We start from the raw sequence: 21,359 nt of genomic DNA, 5'->3' as shown, positions 1-21,359 counted from the left end.
TTCCGTCGGATGAGCAGGTGCGGCGGTATGGGGCGTTCGTGGCGGATCCGACGCCCGAGGAGCTGGAGCGGTTCTATGGATGAACGCTGCCGTGACGCCGAACGCATCCGCCGCGTTCTACGCAAAGCCGGAATCCGCGAGTTGGCCTGTCGTTAAGGAAGCTGCCACAAGTACACGCGAGCGCGTTGTGCATGGTCAGCGCCGGGCGAGGTCCATCGTCCGCGGCCGAGACGGAGCGCCCGTCGCCACGGCCGAGTTCCCCCGGCCGTGGCGACGGGCGTGCTCCAGTCAATAGTTGGTGGGGCTCTGCTGTTGACGGAGATCCCCGGTCACACGATTTCGATGACGAGGTTCTGGCAGGCGGCCTCGACCACCTCCTTGGTCACGATGTTGAGCCGCTCGATCCGCAGGGTCCGCTCGATCCGCGCGACCAGGCGGCTGGTGAGCCGGAAGTTCCTGATGGTGATTCGGGTGATCGCGACGACGGCCTCCTTGGTGGCGCAGTCATGCGCGCCTGATGCGCCGGAGACCGAATGCGATGAGGATGCCGCTGAGCGCCACATAGAGCGCGGTCTCGCTCAACTGGAACGCCCAATAGCGGTCGCTCGGCTGGTACCGAATGTCGACGTGCAGGTTGAGCTTGGCCAGACACACCGCGGCGTCGCCGAACGTGCCGCCGGCGCCGGTCTCGGGCGGGGTGTTGAGGCACGCGTTGAACGCGGTCTCGCTGAGCGTGCGCCCGTCCGCGGTGCGCATCGGGCTGATCTCGCTGATCCACGCGTCGGGGGCGCCCGGCACCTCCAGGCCGCCGATGACGGGAGCGCCGGTGATGCTGCCCAGGTTCCTGGCCTGGTTGATGGTCTCCGCCGTCATCGGCAGGGTCGTCTTCTCGGGCGGCATGAGATGCGGACGCACCAGGTTCGGCACGGCGAACTGCAGGACGAGGAAGACGACGCCGGTGATGGCCATCGCCGGGAGGGTCCGGCGCACGAGCAGGCCGATGACGGTGCCGAGCGTGAAGGCGAGGACGGCGTAGCCGAGGGGGGCGATGTTGCGGGCGCCGAACTCCACGGTGCCGAACCGGTCCCCGGCGACCTGGTCGTACGGTGAGGCCGCCCAGGTGAGCAGGAGGCTGGCCAGACCCGTGAGCAGCATCGCGGCCAGGCCGACGAACGCCATCCTGCCCAGCAGCCAGCGGCGGCGGGTCACGCTCTGGTTCCACACGAGCCGGTGGGTGCCGGTCTCCAGTTCCCGGGCGATGAGCGGCGCGCCCCAGAACGCGCCGATGACGACGGGGAGCAGCCCGAGCCCGGCGGCCAGGAACAGCAGCGTGTTCTGGTAGGTGCTCTGGAACTGGCTCTTGGCCTGGGCGCAGTCGCCGGGGTTTCCGCAGCCGGACCGGTAGGCGTCATGGGCGTCCCGGATGTCCCCGCCCAGGTGGAGCAGGTAGACGGCGATCAGGGCCAGTACGACGGCGGCGACGAGCGCCTGGAGGCGGAACTGGCGCCAGTTCAACCAGATCATCGCGGACCCTCCATGGCTGCGGCGCCGACCTGGGCGACGGGCGCGTTCGCCCGGGACATGTAGGCGAGCACCAGTTCCTCGAGGGTGACGGGTTCGACCGGGTACGGAATCGACGACGGTGGGATGTCGGTGCGCACGACCGCGCTGCTGTACTGGGCGTTGTGATCCGTCCGGATGACCTCGACACCGGCGGGCAGCCGGTCGAGCTCGCCGCGGGGCGCGACCAGCCGGTGATGGTCGGCCAGCAGGTCCCGGACCTCCCCGGCGACCTGGATCCGCGAGTCGCACAGCACGATGAGGTAGTCGCAGACCCGCTCGATGTCACCGAGCAGGTGCGACGACAGCACGGCGCTGGCACCGAGCTCGGCGACGAGCTCCATCAGGTTCCCCAGGAATCCCTGGCGCGCCAGCGGGTCCAGCGCGGCGGCCGGCTCGTCGAAGATCAGCAGTTCGGGGCGCTTGGCGGCGGCGATGGTCAGCGCCAGCTGCGCGCGCTGGCCGCCGGACAGCCGCCCCGCCTTCTGCGTCGGGTCCAGCCCGACCTGCGCGATGCGCCGTTCGGCCAGGCCCTGGTCCCACGACGGGTTCAGCCGTGCGCCCAGGCGCAGATGGTCGGCCACGCTGAACGACGCGTACACCGGCGTGTCCTGCGCCACGAACCCGACCCGGGCCAGGTGCGCGGCGCTCTCCGCCGGGCGGGACCCCAGGACGCGCAGCGAGCCCGACGTCGGCTCGAGCAGCCCGCAGGCCAGGTGCAGCAGCGTCGACTTGCCGGCCCCGTTCGGGCCGACCAGGCCGATGACGCGGCCGGAGGGAACGGTGAGGTCAACGTCGCTCAGTGCCACACGGCGGCCGTACCTCTTCGTCAAACCCTCCGCCTGCAGAACCAGGGGGGAATTCTCCTTCGACATGGTCCCATCCTGGAAATCGGCGCCATGCCGGGCATCGGCCCAAGGCACGGTTGGCGCCGTGACGATCGTACTTTTGACCGGTTCGGTTCCCCGGGGCCCGCTGCTGAGCAAACTGGGTGCGGTACAGCCCGGCTGGCGGGTGTAGGTGCTGGACGCGGCCGGGTGCCCGGCGACGCCGGGGGGCGAGATCCACGTCGCCGGGGCCGTGAGCGCGCGGGGCTACCTGTGCCGTCCCGAGCTGACCGTGGAGAGGTTCCGCGCCGACCCCGTTCGGCGGCGGGCTGATGTACCGCACCGGCGACCGGGGCGGCTGCGCCCTGACGGCGCGCTTGAGCACCTGGGCCGGTTCGACAACCAGGTCGAGCTGCGCGGGTATCGCATCGAGCTGGACATGACCCGGTCTGTGCTGGCCGAGTGCCCGGCGTGGCCGTGGCCGACGATCCCCCGCCGAGGAGGGCGACCTCGCCGACGAACTGCTCGACGTGTGGCGTCACCTGGTCGGCTTCTCCGCCGGGGTGTCCGACAACTTCTCGGGGCTGGGCGGCAATTCACTGCTTGCCGTGCGAATGGCCGCGGTCACGCGCGAGCAGGGTCTGGCGTCGCTTCACCTACGTGCGCTGTACCTCACCCGACGGTACGCCGGCTGACGGCGGCGCTGCGGTCGTGGTCCCGCCCGCGCCCCGGAGGGTGCCGCCGTCACGTGCTCTCCACGATGCGGTTCTCCCACGCCCACGCGGCGATCTGGACCCGGTTGCGCGTCCCGAGCTTGGCCTGGATGCCGGACACGTGGCTTTTCACGGTGCTCAGCGAGATGAACAGCTCGGAGGCGATCTGCTGGTTGGTGCGGCCGCGCGCGATGGCCCGGACGACCTCGATCTCGCGGTCCGACAGCGGCGACTGCACGGCGGAGCGCGGCCTCACGGCGGCCGTCATGTGACGCAGCAGCCGGAGGGTGATCGACGGCGAGACCAGCGCCTCGCCGTTGTGGGCGGCGCGGACGGCCTCGACGAGCAGGGCGGGCCCGGCGTCCTTGAGGACGAATCCCACCGCACCGCCGCGCAGCGCTCCGTACACGTACTCGTCGAGGTCGAACGTGGTGACCACGATGACCCGCATCGGATCGGGCACCCCCGGGCCGGCCAGCGCGCGGGTCACCTCGATGCCGTCGAGCCGGGGCATCCTGATGTCCACCAGGCACACGTCGGGACGCAGCCTCCGGGCCATGGAGACCGCCTCGGCCCCGTCCGCGGCCTCCCCGATGACGCTGATGTCGGGCTGGTCCTCCAGGAGCAGCCGCAGGCCGCGGCGGATCATCGCCTGGTCATCGGCGAGCAGGGCCGTGATGGTCATCCGGGCTCCCTGGCGGGGACGGGCAGGGTCGCCCGCACGGACCAGCCGGCGCCGGCCCGGGGGCCGGCGGACAGCGAGCCGCCGAGCGTCTCGACGCGTTCGCGCATGCCGATCAAACCGTACCCGCCGCGATGGTGCCGGACGGAGGTCGGCGGGGCGTCGTCGACGACCTCGACGGTGACCCCCCGCGGATCCCGGTCGACGGTGACGCTGACCGACCGGGCGTGCGGCGCGTGCCGCAGCACGTTCGTCAGCGCCTCCTGGACGATGCGGTAGACGGTGCTGGTCACCTCCGGCGGCCACGTCACGTCCTCGTCCGGCACGCTCAGGCACACCTTCGGGCCCCGCCGGCCGAACCGCTCGACCAACTCGCTGAGCCGCTCCGGTCCGGGAGACACCGGCGCCGCGTCGTCGGCGTCGCGCAGCAGCCCGACGACCCGCCGCATCGCGGCCAGGGCGTCGGCGCCGGCGGCCTCGATCTCGACGAGGGAGCCGGTCACCTCCTCCGGGTTCCGCCGCGCGACCACCTGGGCCGCCTGTGCCTGGATCAGCATGCCGGTGATGTGGTGGGCCACGACGTCGTGCAGTTCCCGGGCGAGCTCCAGCCGCTCGGCCCGGCGCACCCGCTCGGCGGTGGCCCGCGCCCGGGCGTCCAGCAGCCGCAGCGACAACCCGACCGCGACGGCGGCCAGCCAGAACAAGCCGTCCAGCACAGTCACCCCCGTGATGCCGGGGGACGACGGACCGGCGGTGAACTGACCGGCGACGACCACCGCCAGCCCGCCGCCGGCGACGGCACCGGCCGGCACGGGCGGCAGGACCCGAAGCGCGGAGCCGACGAGCACCGCCAGTCCCAGGGTCAAGGCCGGACTCGGCTCGGCGGGAAGGTCGCGGTCGGCCAGGCCGGCGGCCACGATCGCCAGCGCCGCGACGCCGAGACCCCCGACCGCCGCCCAGACCGGCCACCGCTGGCGCAGCAGGGCCAGCAGGCATACCGCCACGGCGGCGCCGCCGCCCGGGACCCAGTACCAGGCACCCCAGGTCTGCGCGATGGCAATGGCCTGGACGGCGATCGCCGTGAGGAACACGGTGCCGAGTCCGGCTGCGGAGGCGACCCCGACCCATCGGTCCGGAATGATCACGCTGGCCAGGCTACTGACCCGCCGTCCGCGGGCCGCGTTCTCCGGCGGGACGGCGCTCGCCGCGCCTGGAGTTCGTCCCACTCCTACGGCCGCGGCCGGTCGGCCCAGGAGGGCCCCGTGGTCGGGGCGTTGGCGCGCCGGCCTCTGTCGAACAGGCGCAACGCCGATCCGAGCACGAGGCCGGCGACCAGGGCCGCGGTGGCCGAGGCCGTCACGCCGGTGGGCCCGGAGAGCCAGGCCAGCGCGATCACCGCGACGCCTCCCACGGTGATGACGGCGGCCGACCACGCCGGCAGCGTTCGGATCGAGGAGCCGACGAGCACGGCGAGGGCCAAGGCCGTCATGGGCGCGGGCTCCTGCGGCCAGTCGGCCGCCAGAGACACCACGATGGCGACGGCCGCCACGGCCAGACCCGCGGTCGCGGTCCACACCTTCTGCCGCTCGCGCAGCAGCGCAAGCGCGCACACCACCACCGCGACGGCGGAGTTGTAGACCCAGTAGGCCGCACCCCAGCTGTCGATGAGCATGTACGCCGTGAAGGCGATACCCGAGGCGAACACCACGCCCAGCCCGATGTTGGCCATCATTGCGCCCGGCCTCGTCGGCCGTTCCACGGTATTCATGCTGTTGAGGCTAGGAAGACGCGGTGTCGCAGGAACCGGCCGAAAGTACGGTAGCGGGCCGTTCAAGCCGTGCTTTGGACCGATTCCGATGCCCGGGCGTCCAGCCGCGCCGGTGTCGGCCGCATGATCGAACTGGTCTTCGAACCGTTCGACCTGACCGCACTGAAAGTGCGCTGGAACGGTGAGCCGATGGTCATGGCCACCCCAGACCCTGCCTCGTGGGTGGGCGTCGGCGGCTTGCGGAGGTGGACGGGCCGTGCCGTACGCCGGGCCGGCCGGCTTGGGCTCCTCGTTGTTTTGAAGGTTTTTGTCTCTTAGTGCTGGTGATATGGCGATAAAGCCTCAACTGATTTGTTCAACGATACCGTTGAATGCATGGTTGCTGACATCAAGGCCGCCGTCCATGCCGTCGATGCCGCCGCCGTCATGGGGCTGCTCCCGGCCCGGCCACGGCTGCTCGCACTGGGCGAACCCACCCACGGCGAGGACTCTCTGCTCGAGCTGCGCAACGAGCTCTTCCGGCAGCTCGTCGAGCAGGAGGGCTACCGGTGGATCGCGATCGAGAGCGACTGCGTGATGGGCCTGGTCGTGGACGACTACGTCACCTCGGGCACGGGCGCCCTCGATGAGGTCATGGAGCGCGGATTCAGCCACGGGTGGGGCGCGTCCGCGGCCAACCGCGAACTCGTGCGCTGGATGCGCGCCTACAACGACGGCCGGCCCGCGTCCGAACGGCTCCGCTTCGCCGGTTTCGACGGCCCGCTGGAGATCACTCACGCCGCGAGCCCCCGGCAGTCCCTGACCGCACTCCACGGCTACCTCTCGGCCCGGGTGGACGCGGACCTGCTCCCCTGCACCGCGGAAACGCTCGACCGCCTGCTCGGCGACGACGACCGGTGGACGAATCCCGCCGCGATGATGGACCCGTCCCGATCTGTGGGGCGGTCGGCCGAGGCCGAGCGATTGCGGCTGCTCGCCGACGATCTGGTGGCGCTGCTCGACGCGCAGACGCCGGGCCTGATCGCGGCGTCCTCGCGGGACGACTGGCAACGGGCGCGCCTGTACGGGCGCACCGCCACCGGCCTGCTGCGTTACCACTTCTGGATGGCCGACACGTCACCGAACCGGATGACACGGCTGGTGAGCCTGCGGGACCAGATGATGGCCGACAACCTCCTCGCCGTCGCCGAACAGGGCCCGGTACTGGTCCACGCCCACAACGGCCATCTCCAGCGCCACAAGTCCACGATGCGGATGGGCGGCCTGCCGCTGGAGTGGTGGAGCGCCGGCGCGATCGTGAGCGCCCGCCTGGGCGAGGAGTACGCCTTCCTGGCCACGGCCCTCGGCACGATCCGGCACCAGGGAGTGGACACCCCGCCCCCGGACACCGTCGAAGGGCTCCTGTACGCGCTCCCGGAGGACCGATACGTCGTCGACCCCCGCCGGCTGGCCACCGCCCTCGGCGACGTGCGGCCCGCTCCCCGCGTGTCCCCCTGGTTCGGCTACTCCTCGCTGGACCCGGCCCACCTGGCCGAAAACGACGGGATCGTGTTCGTCAAGGACGTCCCGCAGAGCTAGGCTCCCTCAGCCGCGGCAGGCCCGCCCCACCCTCCACAGGCTCGGCGGGCCCGCGGCGAAGGGTCGACCGGTTCATTCACTCGCCGCCGGTGTCAGGGACATGTTCCAGTAGTCGGCGTAGCGGCCACCGCGGCGCAGCAGCTCGTCGTGGGTGCCCTCTTCCACGATGCGGCCGCCGTCCAGGAAGACGATGCGGTCGGCGCGTTGGACGGTCCGCAGCCGATGCGCCACCATCACCACCGTCCGGCCCGCCATCAGGCGCTCGATGCCCTCATGGACGGCCGCCTCGTTGATCGGGTCCAGCGCGGAGGTCACCTCGTCCAGCAGGACGATGGGCGCGTTCTTCAGCAGCGCCCGCGCGATCGAGACGCGCTGGCGTTCACCGCCCGACAGCAGGGCGCCGCCCTCGCCGACATTGGTCGCCCATCCGCCGGGCAGTCGCTCGATGACCTCGTCCAGTCGCGCCGCGGTCGCCGCCGCCCGCACCTCGGCCTCGTCGGCGTCGGGACGGCCCAGACGCACGTTCTCCTCGATCGTGCCGTCGAAGAGATAGACGTCCTGGAAGACGATGGCGATCTGCGCCGTCAACGCCTCGGTGCTGATGGCGCGCACGTCCACGCCCCCCACGCGCACCGCGCCCGCGTCCACGTCGTAGAACCGCGCGAGCAACTGCAGCAAGGTGCTCTTGCCCGCACCCGACGGTCCGACGACGGCGAGCCGCTGCCCCTCGGGCACGGACAGCGACACGCCGTCGATCACCGTGCGGTCGCCATGGTGGAAGGTGACGGACTCCAGCTCCAGGTCATGGCCTGCCGGCCGGATCGGTTCGCGAGGTTCCGGCAGCGGCTCGGTGCGCAACACCGCGTCGAGCCTGGCCAGCTCGGCGCGTGCGCCGCGGAGTTTGCCGGCCAGGTCCGACAGCGACAGCAGCGGATCCGCGCAGCGGGCGGCCAGGACCAGGATCGTCAGGACCTCCGCCGCGCCGATGTCCCCGCCGAGCGCGAGGTAGGCGCCCAGGACCAGCAGCACGGTGAACATCGTCTGCACCACCAGCGTCAGGCCCACCACACCGGGCAGCGCCGACAGCACGGTACGGCGGGACGCGCGCTGCAGTTCCCGCAGCGAGTCGTCGAGCAGCCGGAAGCGTTCGGCGGTCCGGCCGCCGACGCGCAGCACCGGCTGGGCCTGGAGGTATTCGATGACCCGCCCGGTGGCCTCGTGGTCGCGTTCGGCGCGTTCGGCGTCGGCGGCGGCCATCGAGCGTCCCGTCCAGATCTGGGTCGCCGCCACGACCGGTGCGGCGAGCAACGCGGCCAGCCCCATCTGCCAGTTGAAGGCGAGCATCACGACGACGATCGTCAGGGGCGTCGCCCAGGCGGAGATGAACGGTGCCAGCAGATGCGCGATCACGCTCATCGCCTGCAGGACGCCGTGGCTGGCCAGGACGGACACCTCCCCGACGCGGCCGGCGCCGTACCAGCCGAGGGGCAGCCGGGCCAGGTGATCGCCGAGACGGTGGTACATGCCGCGCAGCAGCGTGGTCGCGACGCGGAAACCGGACAGGTCGCTGACGTAGCGCAGCACCGCGTAGACCGCGACCGCGGCCCCGAACGCGATCAGCCAGGGCCGGGCGTCCCCGGGGTCGTTTCCGAACAGTGCCCGCAGCACCGGAACCAGCAGCGCGTAGGACAGGCCCTCGGCCACGGCGGTCGTCGTCATCAGGGCCACGGTGCGGCGCACCGGCCGGGCGTACTGGTGTCCCAGCACGCGCAGCAGCATTCGGATCATCGGGGTTCGCCTCCTTGCGGTACGCCACCGTGGGTTTGGGTCTGGCCGGTGACCGCCGATCGGTGGGATCGCCAGAACGCGGCGAACCTTCCGTCCTGTGCCAGCAGCTCGGCGGGCCTGCCGCGCTCGACGATCGACCCGTTCTCCAGCATCACGACGGTGTCGGCGTCGGCGATCGTCTCCAGGCGGTGGGCGATGACCAGGATCGTCCGGTCGCCCTTCAGCGTCGCCAGGGCCCGGCGCACCGCCTGTTCGGTGTGCGGGTCGGCGAAGGCGGTCGCCTCGTCGAGCACCAGGACGGGCGCGTCGGCGAGCAGTGCGCGGGCGATGGCGATCCGCTGTGCCTCGCCGCCCGACAGTCCGGCGTCCTCACCGATCACCGTGTCGTATCCGCGTGGCAGCTGGAGGATCCGATCGTGGATGTTCGCCCGCCGGGCGGCGCGCACCACGTCGTCGGGGTCGGCCTGCGGCACCGCCAGCGCGATGTTGTCGGCGACCGACGCGCGCAGCAGGCGAACGTCCTGGAAGACGAAGGAGACCATCCGGTAGAGCTGCCGGCTGCCGATGTCGCGGAGATCGACGCCGCCGAGGGCGACCGAACCGTGGGTCGGGTCGAAGAACCGCGGCAACAGCTGGACCAGCGTGGACTTTCCGCTGCCCGACGGCCCGACGATCGCGGTGACCGTCCCCGGCTCGAGCACCAGGTCGATCCCGCGCAGCACCTCGTGGCCGGCGTCGTAACCGAATCGAACGCCGCGCAGTTCCACCCGGTGTCCCTGCGGTGCGACCGGGTGCGCGGGCTCCGGCAGCGACCGCACGCCGAGCACGTCCCGGATCCGGCCGACCGCGCGCCGGGCGGCCTGCATGTCGTCGAAGCCGTGACCCAGCGCCTCCACCGGGGCGGTCAGGCCCAGCCCGAGCAGCAGGAAGGGCAGCAGGTCGGCCGCGGCCATGGAGCCGTTCGTGATCAGGGCGGCACCGCCGATCAGCACGACCAGCAGCACGAACGGCGGCGACAGCACCACCTGCATCCCCGCGGCGATCCCGGCGAGACCGCGCACCATCCGGAAGAACGAGCCGACGAAATCGTCCACGGCCGTGAGGAACCTGCGGTGGGCGCGCTCGGATCCGCCGAACGCCTTGACCACCGCGATCCCCTGCACGAACTCGACGACGGAATCGGCGATCCGGCCCATGGCCGCGTCGAACTCCTTCTGCTCGCGCAGCCGGGCCGGGGTCATCATCAGCGGGACCAGCGCCACCGCCAGCGCCACCGGTATCAGCGTGACCAGCGTGAGCCGCCAGTCGACGGTGAACAGGTAGATCAGCGACACCAGCGGCACCACGAACGCGGAGACGAGCTCGCCGGGGGTGTGGGCGATGAACGGGTGCACGGCGCTGACGTCCTCCCCCACCACCTTCGCCAGCTCGCCGGTCCGGCGCCGGGAGAACCAGCCGATCGGTACGCGCCCCAGCCGCGCGGCCAGCCGCCGGCGGAACGACAGTTGCACCCGGTCGTCGAGAAGGTGCCCGATTCCGGAGGACGCGGCGGTGAACAGCAGCCGGGCGAACAGTCCGGCCGCACCCGCGATCACGACGAACCGGACATGGTCGTGATCGATCGGGCCGGGCGCCAGCAGCACACGGCCCAGTTCGGCGACCGCCAGCAGCGGCGCCAGGCCCGCGACGGCGCCGATGATCTGCAGGATCACCACGGCGGTGAAACTCCACAGATAAGGGCGCAGCAGCCCCGCCACGGAGTCGGCATCCGGTGGCGGTATGGACTGCTCCCTCGCCTCGGCGAGGTCGGTGGTGGTCATTGCTCTACCGTCTCCGTCGATCTCGTCACGGCCGGGCAGGTGGCCGGGCCGGTGGTGGATGAGGACAGGGTTCGGGGGTCTGGCCTAGGTCTCGGTCCGCTTCTCCAGCCGGCTGCCCCGCGGCAGGGTGACGGCCATGATGTTGCTGGGGGTGTCCAGCTCGATGCGGTGCCAGCGCCCGCGCGGGATGATGGCGGCGGTTCCGGCCGTCAGCCTGATCTCCTCCTCCGCCTGTCCCGGCCGCTCCGGACGCAGGTAGAGGCGTATCGTCCCGATGAGGCAGGACACGACCTCCTCGGCCTCGGGGTGGACCTCCCAGTGGTCGGCGTGGACGTCGGCGTCGGTCTTGGCGTGGAAGGCCGTCAGCCGCCAGCCGTCCCGGTCGGGGTCCGTTGTTGTCTTCCCGGCGTGGATCTGGCCGCCCTGGCGGAGGTGGATGAAGGACGCGAAGAGATCGATCGGGGCGACGGTCATGCCGGGACGTCCTTCCTGCGGTGCTCTTTCGTCTGGTGGGTTGCGGGATCGGGGGTGGAGTGCCGGTCAGTCCCGGGCGGGGAGCAGATCACGGCCACCGGCCTGCTCGGCCCGTGCCGGCGGGCCGGTCCGGCGCGGGACGGTGAGGGCGATGAGGGCGGCGGCGACCAGGAGCGCGGCGCCGAGGGTCAGGCCGAGCGCGTATCCGTCGTTGAGGGTTTCGGGTGTGACGGTCTGGCCGGTGCGGTGGTGGGCCGCGGTGCCGAGGGCGGCGAGTCCGAGTGAGGCGCCGATCTGGCGTGAGCTGTTGAGCAGCCCTGAGGCGATGCCGGTCTCGTGGGGCGCGACGCCGGTGGTGGCGGTGGAGACGACCGGTCCGAGGCAGAGCCCGAAGCCGACGCCGACGACGATCGAGGGTCCCAGGACGTCGGTGGTGAAGGCCCCGTCGGGGCTGATCAGGCCGAACCAGGCGAACCCGGTCGCGGTCAGGAGCCCGCCGATGACCAGGAGGGTCCGGGCGGCGAGGCGGTAGCCGAGTGGGACGGCGAGCACGGAGCCGGCGATCACTGCGAGGGCGAGCGGCACGAACATGATCCCGGTCAGCGCCGGCCCGGTCCCGAGGACCTGCTGGAGGTAGAGGGACAGGAAGTAGAAGGCCGCGGCCATGGCCGCACCGGCCAGGAGGTTGAAGGCGTTCGCGCCGGCGACCGAGCGGTTGGCGAGCAGGCCGAGCCGGATCAGCGGTTCGCGGGCGGTGGTCCGCTCGACGTGGACGAACGCGGCCAGCAGCGCGGCGGCGACCGCCAGGGTCGTCAGGGTGACCGGCGAGGCCCACGCGTACCGGTCGGTGCGGACGACGCCGAACACCAGCAGGGTCATGCCCGCCGTGGCCAGGACGGCGCCGAGCACGTCCGGGCGGCCGCCGCGGGCGGCCGGCGGGCCGGCGGTGATGCCGCGCCAGGCCAGGGCCAGCGCGCAGGCGGCCATCGGCACGCTCACGAACATCACCCAGCGCCAGCCGGCGTACTCGGTGAGCAGGCCGCCGATCAGGACGCCGAGGGCGCCGCCGGCGGCGTTCGTCGCGCTCCAGACTCCGAAGGCCCGGATGCGGGCCTGGCCGGCGGGGAACGCCGCGGTCAGCAGCGCCAGCGCGGCCGGGGCCAGCGCGGCGGCCCCGACGCCCTGTGCGGCGCGGGCGGCGACGAGGTGGCCGGGTTCCTGGGCCAGGCCGCCGAGGAGAGAGGCCAGGCCGAACAGGCCGAGCCCGAGCAGCAGGACCCGCTTGCGGCCGTACCGGTCGGCGGCCTTGCCGCCCAGCAGCAGCAGTCCGCCGAAGGTGAGGGCGTAGGCGTGGATCACCCAGGTCAGGCCCACCGCGCTGAAGCCGAGGCCGGTGGCGATCTGCGGGAGTCCGACGTTCACGACCGACAGGTCCAGCGACACCATGAACTGCACGACGGCCACCGCGGCGAGGGTGAGCCCCGGCCGGGCATCCGGATCGGTGGCCGATGTCCCGCCTGCCGTTTCCTTGACCGTCATCGCAGCTCGGCCCTCGGTGCCGCGGGCTGGCCCGTGCCGGATCTCCGCGCAAAGGGCGGCTTCGGGTGCGGGTGGCCGAACCCGCCTTCGACTCGGATCGTGTGCATGCCGGACATCGTGGTGTTCGGGCCGGTCGGCGGTCATCGTGCCCGGGAAGTCTCCTCCGGCCGGCACCGGGGAAGCAGGATCGGCCCCACTACATCGCCGGGAGTAGCCGTTGATTACGACTTCCAGCGGAGGATCCTCGGCAGGAATGGCCCTAATCTGCCCGAATGAGGTTTGTGGACCGGTGGCGGCCGTTCGCCCAGGACGTCCTGCTCGCCGCCGCGATGGCCCTCCTGCTGTCGGTCTTCGTGTTCAACACGCCGGGTGCGGGCGCGCCGGATCTCGCGGCCGCCCTGGCCGGCTCGCTCGCGCTCGTCGCCTGGCGGCGGGCGCCCCTGCTGGCGTTGCTCGTCAGCACGGCCTGCATGCTGGTGGTCGCGGCGCGCGTCCAGCCGGGCCCGGCGGCCGCCTATCCGGTGATGGTGTCGGTGTTCGCCGCGGTCAGGGTCGGTCATCGGCTGGCCGCGGCGCTGGCGAGCCTGGTCTTCCTGGGCGCCGGCCTGGCGGTGAACCTGTCCGGCGCCGACGGGTCCGGGCAGAACCTCCAGGACACCACGCTGCTGGTCGGCTGGTTCGTGGCGGCCGGCGTGGTGGCGACGGTGACCCGGCACCGGCAGGCGTACCTGGAGGAGGCCCAGCGGCGGGCCGCCGAGGCCGAACGCACCCGCGAGGAGGCGGCCCGGCGCCGCGCGGGCGAGGAGCGGCTGCGCATCGCCAGGGAACTGCACGACTCGCTCACCCACAGCATCTCGGTCATCAAGGTCCAGGCCGGGGTGGCCGTCCACCTGGCGCGCAGGCGCGGCGAGGAGGTGCCTCCCGCGCTGCTGGCCATCCAGGAGGCCAGCAGCGACGCCATGCGCGAACTGCGCGCCACCCTGGAGGTGCTGCGCGATTCCGGCCGCCCCGACGACCAGGCCCTGGCCAGCGGCCTGGACCGGCTCGACGACCTGGTGGAGCGGGCCCGCTCGACCGGGCTGCCGGCCACGGTGACGATCTGCGGCACGCGGCGGGAGCTGCCGGCCGAGGTGGACCGGGCCGCGTACCGGATCGTCCAGGAGGCGCTCACCAACGTCTCCAGGCACGCCGGCGGGGCGACCGCGCAGGTGCGCATCGAGTACGCGGACGGGGAGCTGGTCGTGCAGGTCGACGACGACGGCGAGGCCGACCCGGCCGCGCCGCCCGTGCCCGGCACGGGTCTGCTCGGCATGCGCGAGCGCGTCGCGGCGCTCGGCGGCCGGCTGCGGGCCGAGCCGCGCCCCGAGGGCGGCTTCACCGTACGCGCCGAGCTTCCCCTGGGAGAGCCCTCGTGATCCGGGTGCTGCTCGTGGACGACCAGGCGCTCATCCGCGGCGGCTTCCGGGCCCTGCTGGAGAACGAGGACGACATCGAGGTGGTGGCCGAGGCCGCCAACGGCGAGCAGGGCGTCGCGCTGGCCCTCGAGCACCGGCCCGACGTCGCCCTGGTCGACATCCAGATGCCGGTGATGGACGGCATCGAGGCGACCCGGCTGATCGCCGCCGACGAGCGGCTGAGCGGCGTCCACGTCGTGATCCTCACCAACTACGGCCTCGACGAGTACGTCTTCAACGCGCTCCGCGCCGGCGCGTGCGGCTTCATGGTCAAGGACACCGAGCCCGCCGACCTGGTGCAGGGCGTCAGGGTCGCGGCCCGCGGCGACGCGCTGCTGTCCCCCGCGATCACCCGCCGCCTGATCGGCGAGTACGTCGCCCGCCGTCCCGGGCCCGCGCCCGGGGCGCTCGAGGTGCTGACCAACCGCGAACGCGAGGTCACCGCGCTGGTGGCCCGCGGCCTGTCCAACGACGAGATCGCCGCCCACATGGTGATCAGCCCGACCACCGCAAAGACCCACGTCAGCAGGGCGATGACCAAGCTGGGCGCCAGGGACCGCGCCCAGCTTGTGGTGTTCGCCTACGAGTCCGGCCTCGTCACTCCGCGGCGCGGCTGACCGCCCGCCGCCCGGCGGCCATGGGCCTGCGACGGGGACCGGGTGCGCGCCGGGCGGTCTTTGCTCAGCTGACGTACTCGCGCAGGTGGCGGGCGGTCAGGGAGGCGCCGGATTCGACCAGTTCGGCGGGGGTGCCGGTGAAGACGACCCGGCCGCCCTCGTGGCCGGCGCCGGGGCCCAGGTCGATGATCCAGTCGGCGTGGGCCATGACGGCCTGGTGGTGTTCGATGACGATGACGGTGTTGCCGTCGTCGACCAGGCGGTCGAGCAGGGCGAGCAGGTGGTCGACGTCGGCCAGGTGCAGGCCGGTGGTGGGCTCGTCCAGGACGTAGGTGTGCCCGTTCCTGGCCATGTGGATGGCGAGCTTGAGGCGCTGGCGTTCGCCGCCGGACAGGGTGGTGAGGGGCTGGCCCAGGCCGAGGTAGCCGAGGCCGACGGCGTGGAGGCGGTCGAGGATGGCGCGGGCCTGGCCGGTGGTGAAGAACTCCACGGCCTCGGCGACCGTCATGTCCAGGACCTCGCTGATGTTCTTGCCGCGCAGCCGGTAGGACAGGACCTCGGGGGTGAAGCGCTTGCCCTCGCAGGACTCGCAGACCGAGGCGACCGCGGCCATCATCGCCAGGTCGGTGTAGATCAGGCCGATGCCCTTGCAGTTCGGGCAGGCGCCCTCGGAGTTGGCGCTGAACAGGCTGGCCTTGACGCCGTTGGCCTTGGCGAACTCGGTGCGGATCGGGTCCAGCAGGCCGGTGTAGGTGGCGGGGTTGCTGCGCCGGGATCCGCGGATCCCGGACTGGTCGGCGATGATCACCCCGTCCCGTCCGGTGAGGGAGCCGTGGATGAGCGAGCTCTTGCCCGACCCGGCGACCCCGGTGACGACGGTCAGGACGCCCAGGGGGATGTCGACGCTGACGTCCTGGAGGTTGTGCAGGGTGGCGTTCCTGATCGGCAGGTGCCCGGTGGGCTTGCGGGGCTCGTCCCGCAGGCGGACGCGGTGGTCGAGGTAGCGGCCGGTGAGCGTGCCGGATGTGCGCAGGCCGTCCAGGTCGCCCTGGTAGCAGATGCGGCCGCCCTCCTTGCCGGCGCCGGGGCCGAGGTCGACCACGTGGTCGGCGATCGCGATCACCTCCGGCTTGTGCTCCACGACCAGGACGGTGTTGCCCTTGTCGCGCAGCCGCCGCAGCAGGTCGTTCATCCGCGCGATGTCGTGCGGGTGCAGCCCGATGGTGGGCTCGTCGAACACGTAGGTGACGTCGGTGAGGCTGGACCCCAGGTGCCGCACCATCCGGACGCGCTGCGACTCGCCGCCCGACAGGGTGGACGACTCGCGGTCGAGGCTGAGATAGCCCAGGCCGATCTCGACCATCGAGTCCAGCGTCTCGCGCAGGTGCTCCAGCATCGGCCCGACCGAGGGGTCGTCGATGCCGCGGACGAACTCGGCCAGGTCGCTGATCTGCATGGCCGCGCATTCGGCGATGCCGCGCCCGTTGATCTTGGACGAGCGGGCGGCCTCGTTCAGCCGGGTGCCGCCGCAGGACGGGCAGCCGACCAGCTTGACGGCGCGGTCGGCGAACTCCCGCATGGCCGGACGCATCGACTCGCGGTCCTTGGCCAGGTAGCTGCGGCGGACCCGGATCACCAGGCCCTCGTAGGTCAGGTTGGTCCGGTCGTACTTGATCTTGGTGGGGGGCTTGTGCAGGAGGTCGTCCCACTCGGCGGGCGTGAAGTCCTTGAGCTTGGTGTCCGCGTCGTACAGGCCGGACTCGGCGTAGATCCGCCACGACCAGGTGTCCACGCCGAACCCGGGGACCTTGATGGCGCCCTCGTTCAGCGACTTGTCCCGGTCGACCAGCTCGTCCACGTCGATGTCGGAGATCTTGCCGAGGCCCTCGCAGTCGGGGCACATGCCGTCGGGGTCGTTGAAGCTGAACACGTGCGCCGACCCGGCGTGCGGCCGGCCGATCCGGCTGAACAGGATCCGCAGCATCGTGTAGGCGTCGGTGACGGTGCCCACGGTGGAGCGCGCGTTGGCGCCCATCCGCTCCTGGTCCACGATGATCGCCGTGGTGAGGTTGCGCAGCGCGTCCACCTCGGGCCGCGCCTGGCTGGGCATGAAGCTCTGCAGGAACGCGGTGTAGGTCTCGTTGATCAGCCGCCGCGACTCGGCCGCGATCGTGTCGAAGACCAGCGAGGACTTGCCGGACCCGGAGACCCCGGTGAAGACGGTGAGCCGCCGCTTGGGGATGTCCAGGTCCACGCCGGTCAGGTTGTTCTCCCGGGCGCCGCGGACCTGGATCAGGTCGTGGCCGTCGGCGGGATGATCGGATCTGGAGAGCACCGCGCAGAACCTTCCGTTCGGGGACGAGCACAACTACGCCGTACACTGTACGGCTTTTGTTGGGCGGGCGGCCACGCCGGAGCCGGACTCGCGCCGCGCCCTCCGGGAGGGCCTCGGGGATCACGCTACGGCCGGGCGGCGCACCCGGCTTCTCCGTTCCTGATCGGCCGCGTGAGGATCGCGGCGAGGCGGGCCGGAACCGGCCGGTGGCGTGCTTGCCCGCCTCCGCGCAGGGTAGGGGGGCCGTCTCGGCGGTGACGCCGGCCGGTGACCGAGTGGGGGCTGAGGTGGGCGACCGGTTGTGCCTGGTGACGGGGGCCAGTGGTTATATCGGGGGGCGGCTGGTGCCGCGGCTGCTGGACCGTGGTCACCGCGTGCGGTGCATGGTCCGCTCGGCGCGACGGCTGCGGGACCATCCGTGGGCGGATCGGGTGGAGATCGCCGAGGCCGACGCCACCGACGCGGAGGCGACCGCGCGGGCCCTGGACGGGGTCGACGTCGCCTACTACCTGATCCACGCGATCGGCAGCGGGGACGCCTTCGGCGAGGTCGACCGGCGGGCGGCGCGGGTGTTCGCCGCCGCGGCGCGCGAACGGGGCGTCGGGCGGCTGGTCTACCTGGGCGGCATGGCGCCCGCCGACGAACTGTCGCCGCACCTGGCGTCCCGGGCGGAGGTCGGGCGGATCCTGCTGGACGGCGGCGTCCCGACGATCTGGCTGCGCGCCGCGGTGATCATCGGTTCGGGGTCGGCGTCGTTCGAGATGCTGCGCTACCTGACCGAGCGGCTGCCGGTGATGGTCACCCCGCGGTGGGTGCGCACCCGCATCCAGCCGATCGCGATCCGCGACGTCCTGCACTACCTGGTGGCGTGCGCCGACCTGCCGCCCGAGGTGTCCGGGGGCTTCGACATCGGCGGCCCGGACGTGCTGACCTACGAGGCCATGATGCGCCGCTACGCCGCCGTGGCGGGGCTGCGGCGCCGTCTGATCGTGCCGGTTCCGGTGCTGAGCCCCTGGCTGTCGAGTCTGTGGGTGGGGGCGCTCACCCCCGTTCCCGGCGGCCTGGCCCGCCCTCTGGTGGAGTCGCTGCGCAACGAGGTGGTGTGCCGCGAGCACGAGATCACGCGCCATGTGGGGCCGCCGCCGGGCGGGCCGACCGGGTTCGAGCGTTCGGTGGCGCTGGCGCTGCGCCGGATCCGGGACGCCGACGTCGCCACCCGCTGGTCGTCGGCCGCGGTTCCCGGCGCGCCCAGCGACCCGCTGCCGACCGATCCGGACTGGGCCGGCGGCAGCCTGTACGTCGATGAGCGGACCCGCCCGACCGCCGCCCCCGCCGCACTGCTGTGGGAGGTCATCGAGGGGGTCGGCGGGGAGCACGGCTGGTACTCCTTCCCGCTGGCCTGGCGGGCCCGGGGCGTCATCGACCGGCTGGTCGGGGGTGTGGGCCTGCGGCGCGGCCGCCGCGACCCCCGGCGGCTGCGCGTCGGGGAGAGCGTGGACTTCTGGCGCGTGGAGGAGATCGAGCCCGGACGGCTGCTGCGGCTGCGCGCGGAGATGCGGCTGCCCGGGCTGGCGTGGCTGGAGCTGGGCGTGCGCCGGCGGGACGGCCGCACCGCCTACACCCAGCGGGCGTTGTTCCATCCGCGCGGCCTGGCCGGGCACGCCTACTGGTGGGCGTTCCGGCCGTTCCACGAGGTGGTCTTCGGCGGCATGTGCCGCGGCATCGTCCGCGCCGCCGAGAACGCGGCGGCCCGCCCGAAGGACAGGACCACCACCCCGGCCTGACCTCCGGAGGCCGAAGGTCCCGGGCATGGCGCACCCAGGCGGCGGCCGGGGTTGACTTAGAGCGCGCTCTAACAGGAAGGGTTGCCGTCATGGATGAGGGGCTGTCCATCGCGGAGGCCGCCGAACGGACCGGGCTGACCGCGCACACGCTGCGGTACTACGAGCGGGCGGGGCTGCTGGCCTCGCCGGTCCGGGCGGCGGGCGGGCACCGCCGGTACCGGCAGGGGGATCTGGACCGGATCCACCTGATCACCCGGCTGCGGGCCACCGGGATGTCGATCTCGGGCATCCGCCGGTACTTCGAGCTGGTGGACGCGGGCGCGGCGACCACGAGCGCGCGCCGGCTGATGCTGGTGGAGCACCGGGCGAAGGTGCTGGGACAGATCGCGCAGCTGCGGCAGGACCTGGCCCTCATCGACCGCAAGATCGGCGACTACGAGCGACGTGAGGAGGCGGCGATGAGCACGCGCACCCTGGGACAGGGGCTGGTGAGCTCGGCGCTGGGCCTGGGCTGCATGGGGATGAGCGACTTCTACGGGCCGGGCGACGACACCGAGTCGATCGCCACGATCCACCGGGCGCTGGACCTGGGCGTCACCCATCTGGACACCTCCGACATGTACGGGCCGTTCACCAACGAGCGGCTGGTCGGCAAGGCGATCCAGGGGCGGCGTGAGGAGGTGCTGCTGGCGACCAAGTTCGGCGTCGAGCGGCTGCCGGACGGCACCCGGGTGGGGATCAACGGGCGGCCCGAATACGTCCGCAAGTGCTGTGACGCGTCACTGCAGCGGCTCGGCACAGACCACATCGACCTGTACTACCAGCACCGGGTGGACCCGTCGGTGCCGATCGAGGAGACCTGGGGGGCGATGGCGGAGCTGGTGCAGGCCGGGAAGGTGCGGCACCTGGGGATCTCCGAGGCGACCCCGCAGACGCTGCGGCGGGCGCACGCGGTGCACCCGATCACCGCGGGCCAGTACGAGTACTCGCTGTTCACCCGGGATCTGGAGGGCGACATCATCCCGACGCTGCGGGAGCTGGGGATCGGGCTGGTGGCCTACAGCCCGCTGGGCCGCGGGTTCCTGACCGGCGCGATCACCAGCCCGGACCAGTTCGCCGACGACGACTTCCGGCCCGGCAGCCCCCGTTTCCAGGGGGAGAACTTCACGGCGAACCTGAGGCTGGCCGAGCGGGTCCGCCGGATGGCCGAGGCCAAGCGGGTCACGCCGGCGCAGCTGGCGCTGGCGTGGGTGCTGGCCCAGGGCGACGACATCGTCCCGATCCCGGGCACCAAGCGGCGTGCCCGGCTGGAGGAGAACGCCGCCGCCCGCTACGTCGAGCTGACCGCGGAGGATCTGGCGGCGCTGGCCGAGGCGGTGCCGGCCGACGCGGTCGCCGGCGACCGGTACCCGAACCCGCACACCGTCCGCCACTAGGCCCCCGCCAGGCCGCCCCTAGATCGTTGATGGGAAATTGCCGAACTGGGCGCGGACACGGCGAAGGGCGTCCATGGTCGGTGTGTGAAGACAAACCTGGACGCCCTTGTGACCGCACGCTACGTCCATCTGGACGATCACGTCCTGCCTTCGTGGCGGCAGCAGCGGCGGCGGGGCCGCCGGCGGCTGCTGACCGATGCCGAACTGGTCTGCGTCGCGGTCGCCCAGGTGCTGCTGGGATGTGATTTCGAGCACCGGTGGCTGCGCCTGGCTCCGGCCCGGATCGGGCACCTGTTCCCGCGGCTGCCCGGCCAGTCCGAGTACAACCGGCACCTGCGCGATGCCGCCCCCGCCCTGCCGGCCGCGGCGGCCTGGCTGGTCCGCCAGATACCGTCCTGGCATGACCGGCTGCGGCTGATGGACGGCACCCCGGTGCGCTGCGGCGCCTCGCGCACCACGGTGCACCGCTCAGCCCTGGGCGAGATCGCCGGCTACGGCATGGACAAGTCCCACCACGCGTTCTCCTGGGGCGCCAAGCTGATGCTGATCACCACCCCCGAGGGCGCGGTGTGCGCCTTCAGCCTGGCCCATCCCAAGGAGCTGGACGAACGCAAACAGGCGGTGCATCTGCTGCACGCCCGGCCGCCCGCGCCCGGGCCGTGCCCGATCGTGTGCGACAAGGGCTTCGCCGGGGCCGGGGTGGCCAAGGCCGCCGCCGACCTGGGCCATGTGCTGATCCGCCCGGTCCGCGCCGACGAGCCCGCCCCGCCGGTGACGGCCTTCCCCGGGTGGCTGCGCCAGCGGATCGAGGCGGTGATCTGGACGTTGAAGAACCAGCTCGGGCTGGAACGCCACCAAGCACGCACCACCGAAGGGTTGTGGGCACGGGTGTGCCAGCGCATCGTGGCGCTCAACGCCGCGATCTGGCACAACTGGCTGATCGACGCACCGGTCAAACGGTCACTGATCGCCTACGACCATTGA

The 21,359-nt window shown here is 72.3% G+C and carries 18 protein-coding genes; 7 read left to right on the top strand and 11 right to left on the bottom strand.

Going from position 1 to position 21,359, the window contains the following annotated elements; all coding sequences use genetic code 11:
• Positions 1-329 precede the first annotated feature (329 nt).
• From HNR21_RS22950 to HNR21_RS22925, 6 genes are all read right to left on the bottom strand, one after another.
• Positions 330-563, bottom strand: coding sequence for a hypothetical protein (locus tag HNR21_RS22950; RefSeq protein ID WP_182709002.1), 234 nt, complete (start codon positions 561-563; stop codon positions 330-332).
• Positions 505-1,524 (bottom strand): ABC-2 membrane transporter-related protein, encoded by a 1,020-nt coding sequence (locus HNR21_RS22945; RefSeq protein ID WP_182706810.1) that lies wholly within the window; start codon positions 1,522-1,524, stop codon positions 505-507. The genes HNR21_RS22950 and HNR21_RS22945 overlap by 59 nt, the downstream gene beginning before the upstream one ends.
• Positions 1,521-2,369 (bottom strand): ABC transporter ATP-binding protein, encoded by an 849-nt coding sequence (locus HNR21_RS22940; protein WP_312881185.1) that lies wholly within the window; start codon positions 2,367-2,369, stop codon positions 1,521-1,523. Before HNR21_RS22940 ends, HNR21_RS22945 begins: the two co-directional genes overlap by 4 nt.
• A gap of 762 nt (positions 2,370-3,131) precedes the next feature.
• Positions 3,132-3,785: a response regulator gene (locus tag HNR21_RS22935; RefSeq protein WP_182706808.1), complete on the bottom strand. Its 654-nt coding sequence runs from the start codon at positions 3,783-3,785 to the stop codon at positions 3,132-3,134.
• Positions 3,782-4,927 (bottom strand): sensor histidine kinase, encoded by a 1,146-nt coding sequence (locus tag HNR21_RS36430; protein WP_182706807.1) that lies wholly within the window; start codon positions 4,925-4,927, stop codon positions 3,782-3,784. Before HNR21_RS36430 ends, HNR21_RS22935 begins: the two co-directional genes overlap by 4 nt.
• 83 nt (positions 4,928-5,010) lie before the next feature.
• Positions 5,011-5,514 (bottom strand): metal transporter, encoded by a 504-nt coding sequence (locus tag HNR21_RS22925; RefSeq protein ID WP_182706806.1) that lies wholly within the window; start codon positions 5,512-5,514, stop codon positions 5,011-5,013.
• 159 nt (positions 5,515-5,673) lie between these two features.
• Here HNR21_RS22925 and HNR21_RS22920 point away from each other — a divergent pair, with 159 nt between their 5' ends.
• Together HNR21_RS22920 and HNR21_RS22915 are read left to right on the top strand one after the other, a co-directional pair.
• On the top strand, positions 5,674-5,868 hold the full coding sequence (locus HNR21_RS22920) for a hypothetical protein (RefSeq protein ID WP_182706805.1): 195 nt from the start codon (positions 5,674-5,676) through the stop codon (positions 5,866-5,868).
• A 57-nt stretch (positions 5,869-5,925) separates the two neighbouring features.
• On the top strand, positions 5,926-7,128 hold the full coding sequence (locus HNR21_RS22915) for an erythromycin esterase family protein (protein ID WP_182706804.1): 1,203 nt from the start codon (positions 5,926-5,928) through the stop codon (positions 7,126-7,128).
• Between the two features lie 72 nt (positions 7,129-7,200).
• Here the strand turns inward: HNR21_RS22915 and HNR21_RS22910 are convergent, their stop codons facing one another.
• The 4 genes from HNR21_RS22910 to HNR21_RS22895 all read right to left on the bottom strand — a co-directional run bounded on the left by HNR21_RS22910 (position 7,201) and on the right by HNR21_RS22895 (position 12,674).
• Positions 7,201-8,916 (bottom strand): ABC transporter ATP-binding protein, encoded by a 1,716-nt coding sequence (locus tag HNR21_RS22910; RefSeq protein ID WP_182706803.1) that lies wholly within the window; start codon positions 8,914-8,916, stop codon positions 7,201-7,203.
• The gene (locus HNR21_RS22905) at positions 8,913-10,736 is read right to left on the bottom strand and encodes an ABC transporter ATP-binding protein (protein ID WP_182706802.1); all 1,824 of its coding nucleotides are present in this window, start codon (positions 10,734-10,736) and stop codon (positions 8,913-8,915) included. The genes HNR21_RS22910 and HNR21_RS22905 overlap by 4 nt, the downstream gene beginning before the upstream one ends.
• An 84-nt stretch (positions 10,737-10,820) precedes the next feature.
• Positions 10,821-11,210, bottom strand: coding sequence for a cupin domain-containing protein (locus tag HNR21_RS22900; protein ID WP_182706801.1), 390 nt, complete (start codon positions 11,208-11,210; stop codon positions 10,821-10,823).
• 66 nt (positions 11,211-11,276) lie between these two features.
• The gene (locus tag HNR21_RS22895; RefSeq protein WP_312881184.1) at positions 11,277-12,674 is read right to left on the bottom strand and encodes an MFS transporter; all 1,398 of its coding nucleotides are present in this window, start codon (positions 12,672-12,674) and stop codon (positions 11,277-11,279) included.
• A gap of 347 nt (positions 12,675-13,021) precedes the next feature.
• Here HNR21_RS22895 and HNR21_RS22890 point away from each other — a divergent pair, with 347 nt between their 5' ends.
• Together HNR21_RS22890 and HNR21_RS22885 are read left to right on the top strand one after the other, a co-directional pair.
• A complete protein-coding gene (locus tag HNR21_RS22890) occupies positions 13,022-14,164 on the top strand; it encodes a sensor histidine kinase (protein WP_182706799.1) in 1,143 nt (380 codons plus the stop codon).
• Positions 14,161-14,820, top strand: coding sequence for a response regulator (locus tag HNR21_RS22885; protein WP_119730476.1), 660 nt, complete (start codon positions 14,161-14,163; stop codon positions 14,818-14,820). Before HNR21_RS22890 ends, HNR21_RS22885 begins: the two co-directional genes overlap by 4 nt.
• 64 nt (positions 14,821-14,884) lie before the next feature.
• Here HNR21_RS22885 and HNR21_RS22880 read toward each other — a convergent pair whose 3' ends face one another.
• Entirely contained in the window at positions 14,885-17,155 is a 2,271-nt protein-coding gene (locus HNR21_RS22880; RefSeq protein ID WP_182706798.1) for an ATP-binding cassette domain-containing protein, read from the bottom strand.
• Between the two features lie 275 nt (positions 17,156-17,430).
• Here HNR21_RS22880 and HNR21_RS22875 point away from each other — a divergent pair, with 275 nt between their 5' ends.
• The 3 genes from HNR21_RS22875 to HNR21_RS22865 all read left to right on the top strand — a co-directional run bounded on the left by HNR21_RS22875 (position 17,431) and on the right by HNR21_RS22865 (position 21,359).
• A complete protein-coding gene (locus HNR21_RS22875) occupies positions 17,431-18,939 on the top strand; it encodes an SDR family oxidoreductase (protein ID WP_312881183.1) in 1,509 nt (502 codons plus the stop codon).
• 89 nt (positions 18,940-19,028) lie between these two features.
• Positions 19,029-20,375, top strand: a complete 1,347-nt coding sequence (locus HNR21_RS22870; RefSeq protein ID WP_182706797.1) for an aldo/keto reductase — start codon at positions 19,029-19,031, stop codon at positions 20,373-20,375.
• Between the two features lie 84 nt (positions 20,376-20,459).
• Positions 20,460-21,359: a transposase gene (locus HNR21_RS22865; RefSeq protein WP_182706796.1), complete on the top strand. Its 900-nt coding sequence runs from the start codon at positions 20,460-20,462 to the stop codon at positions 21,357-21,359.

This window comes from Thermomonospora cellulosilytica (assembly GCF_014138835.1).
GTDB classification, from domain to species: domain Bacteria; phylum Actinomycetota; class Actinomycetes; order Streptosporangiales; family Streptosporangiaceae; genus Thermomonospora; species Thermomonospora amylolytica.
Note: the sequence above shows the minus strand (reverse complement) of the source record. Positions and strands in the feature narration are given on the sequence as shown.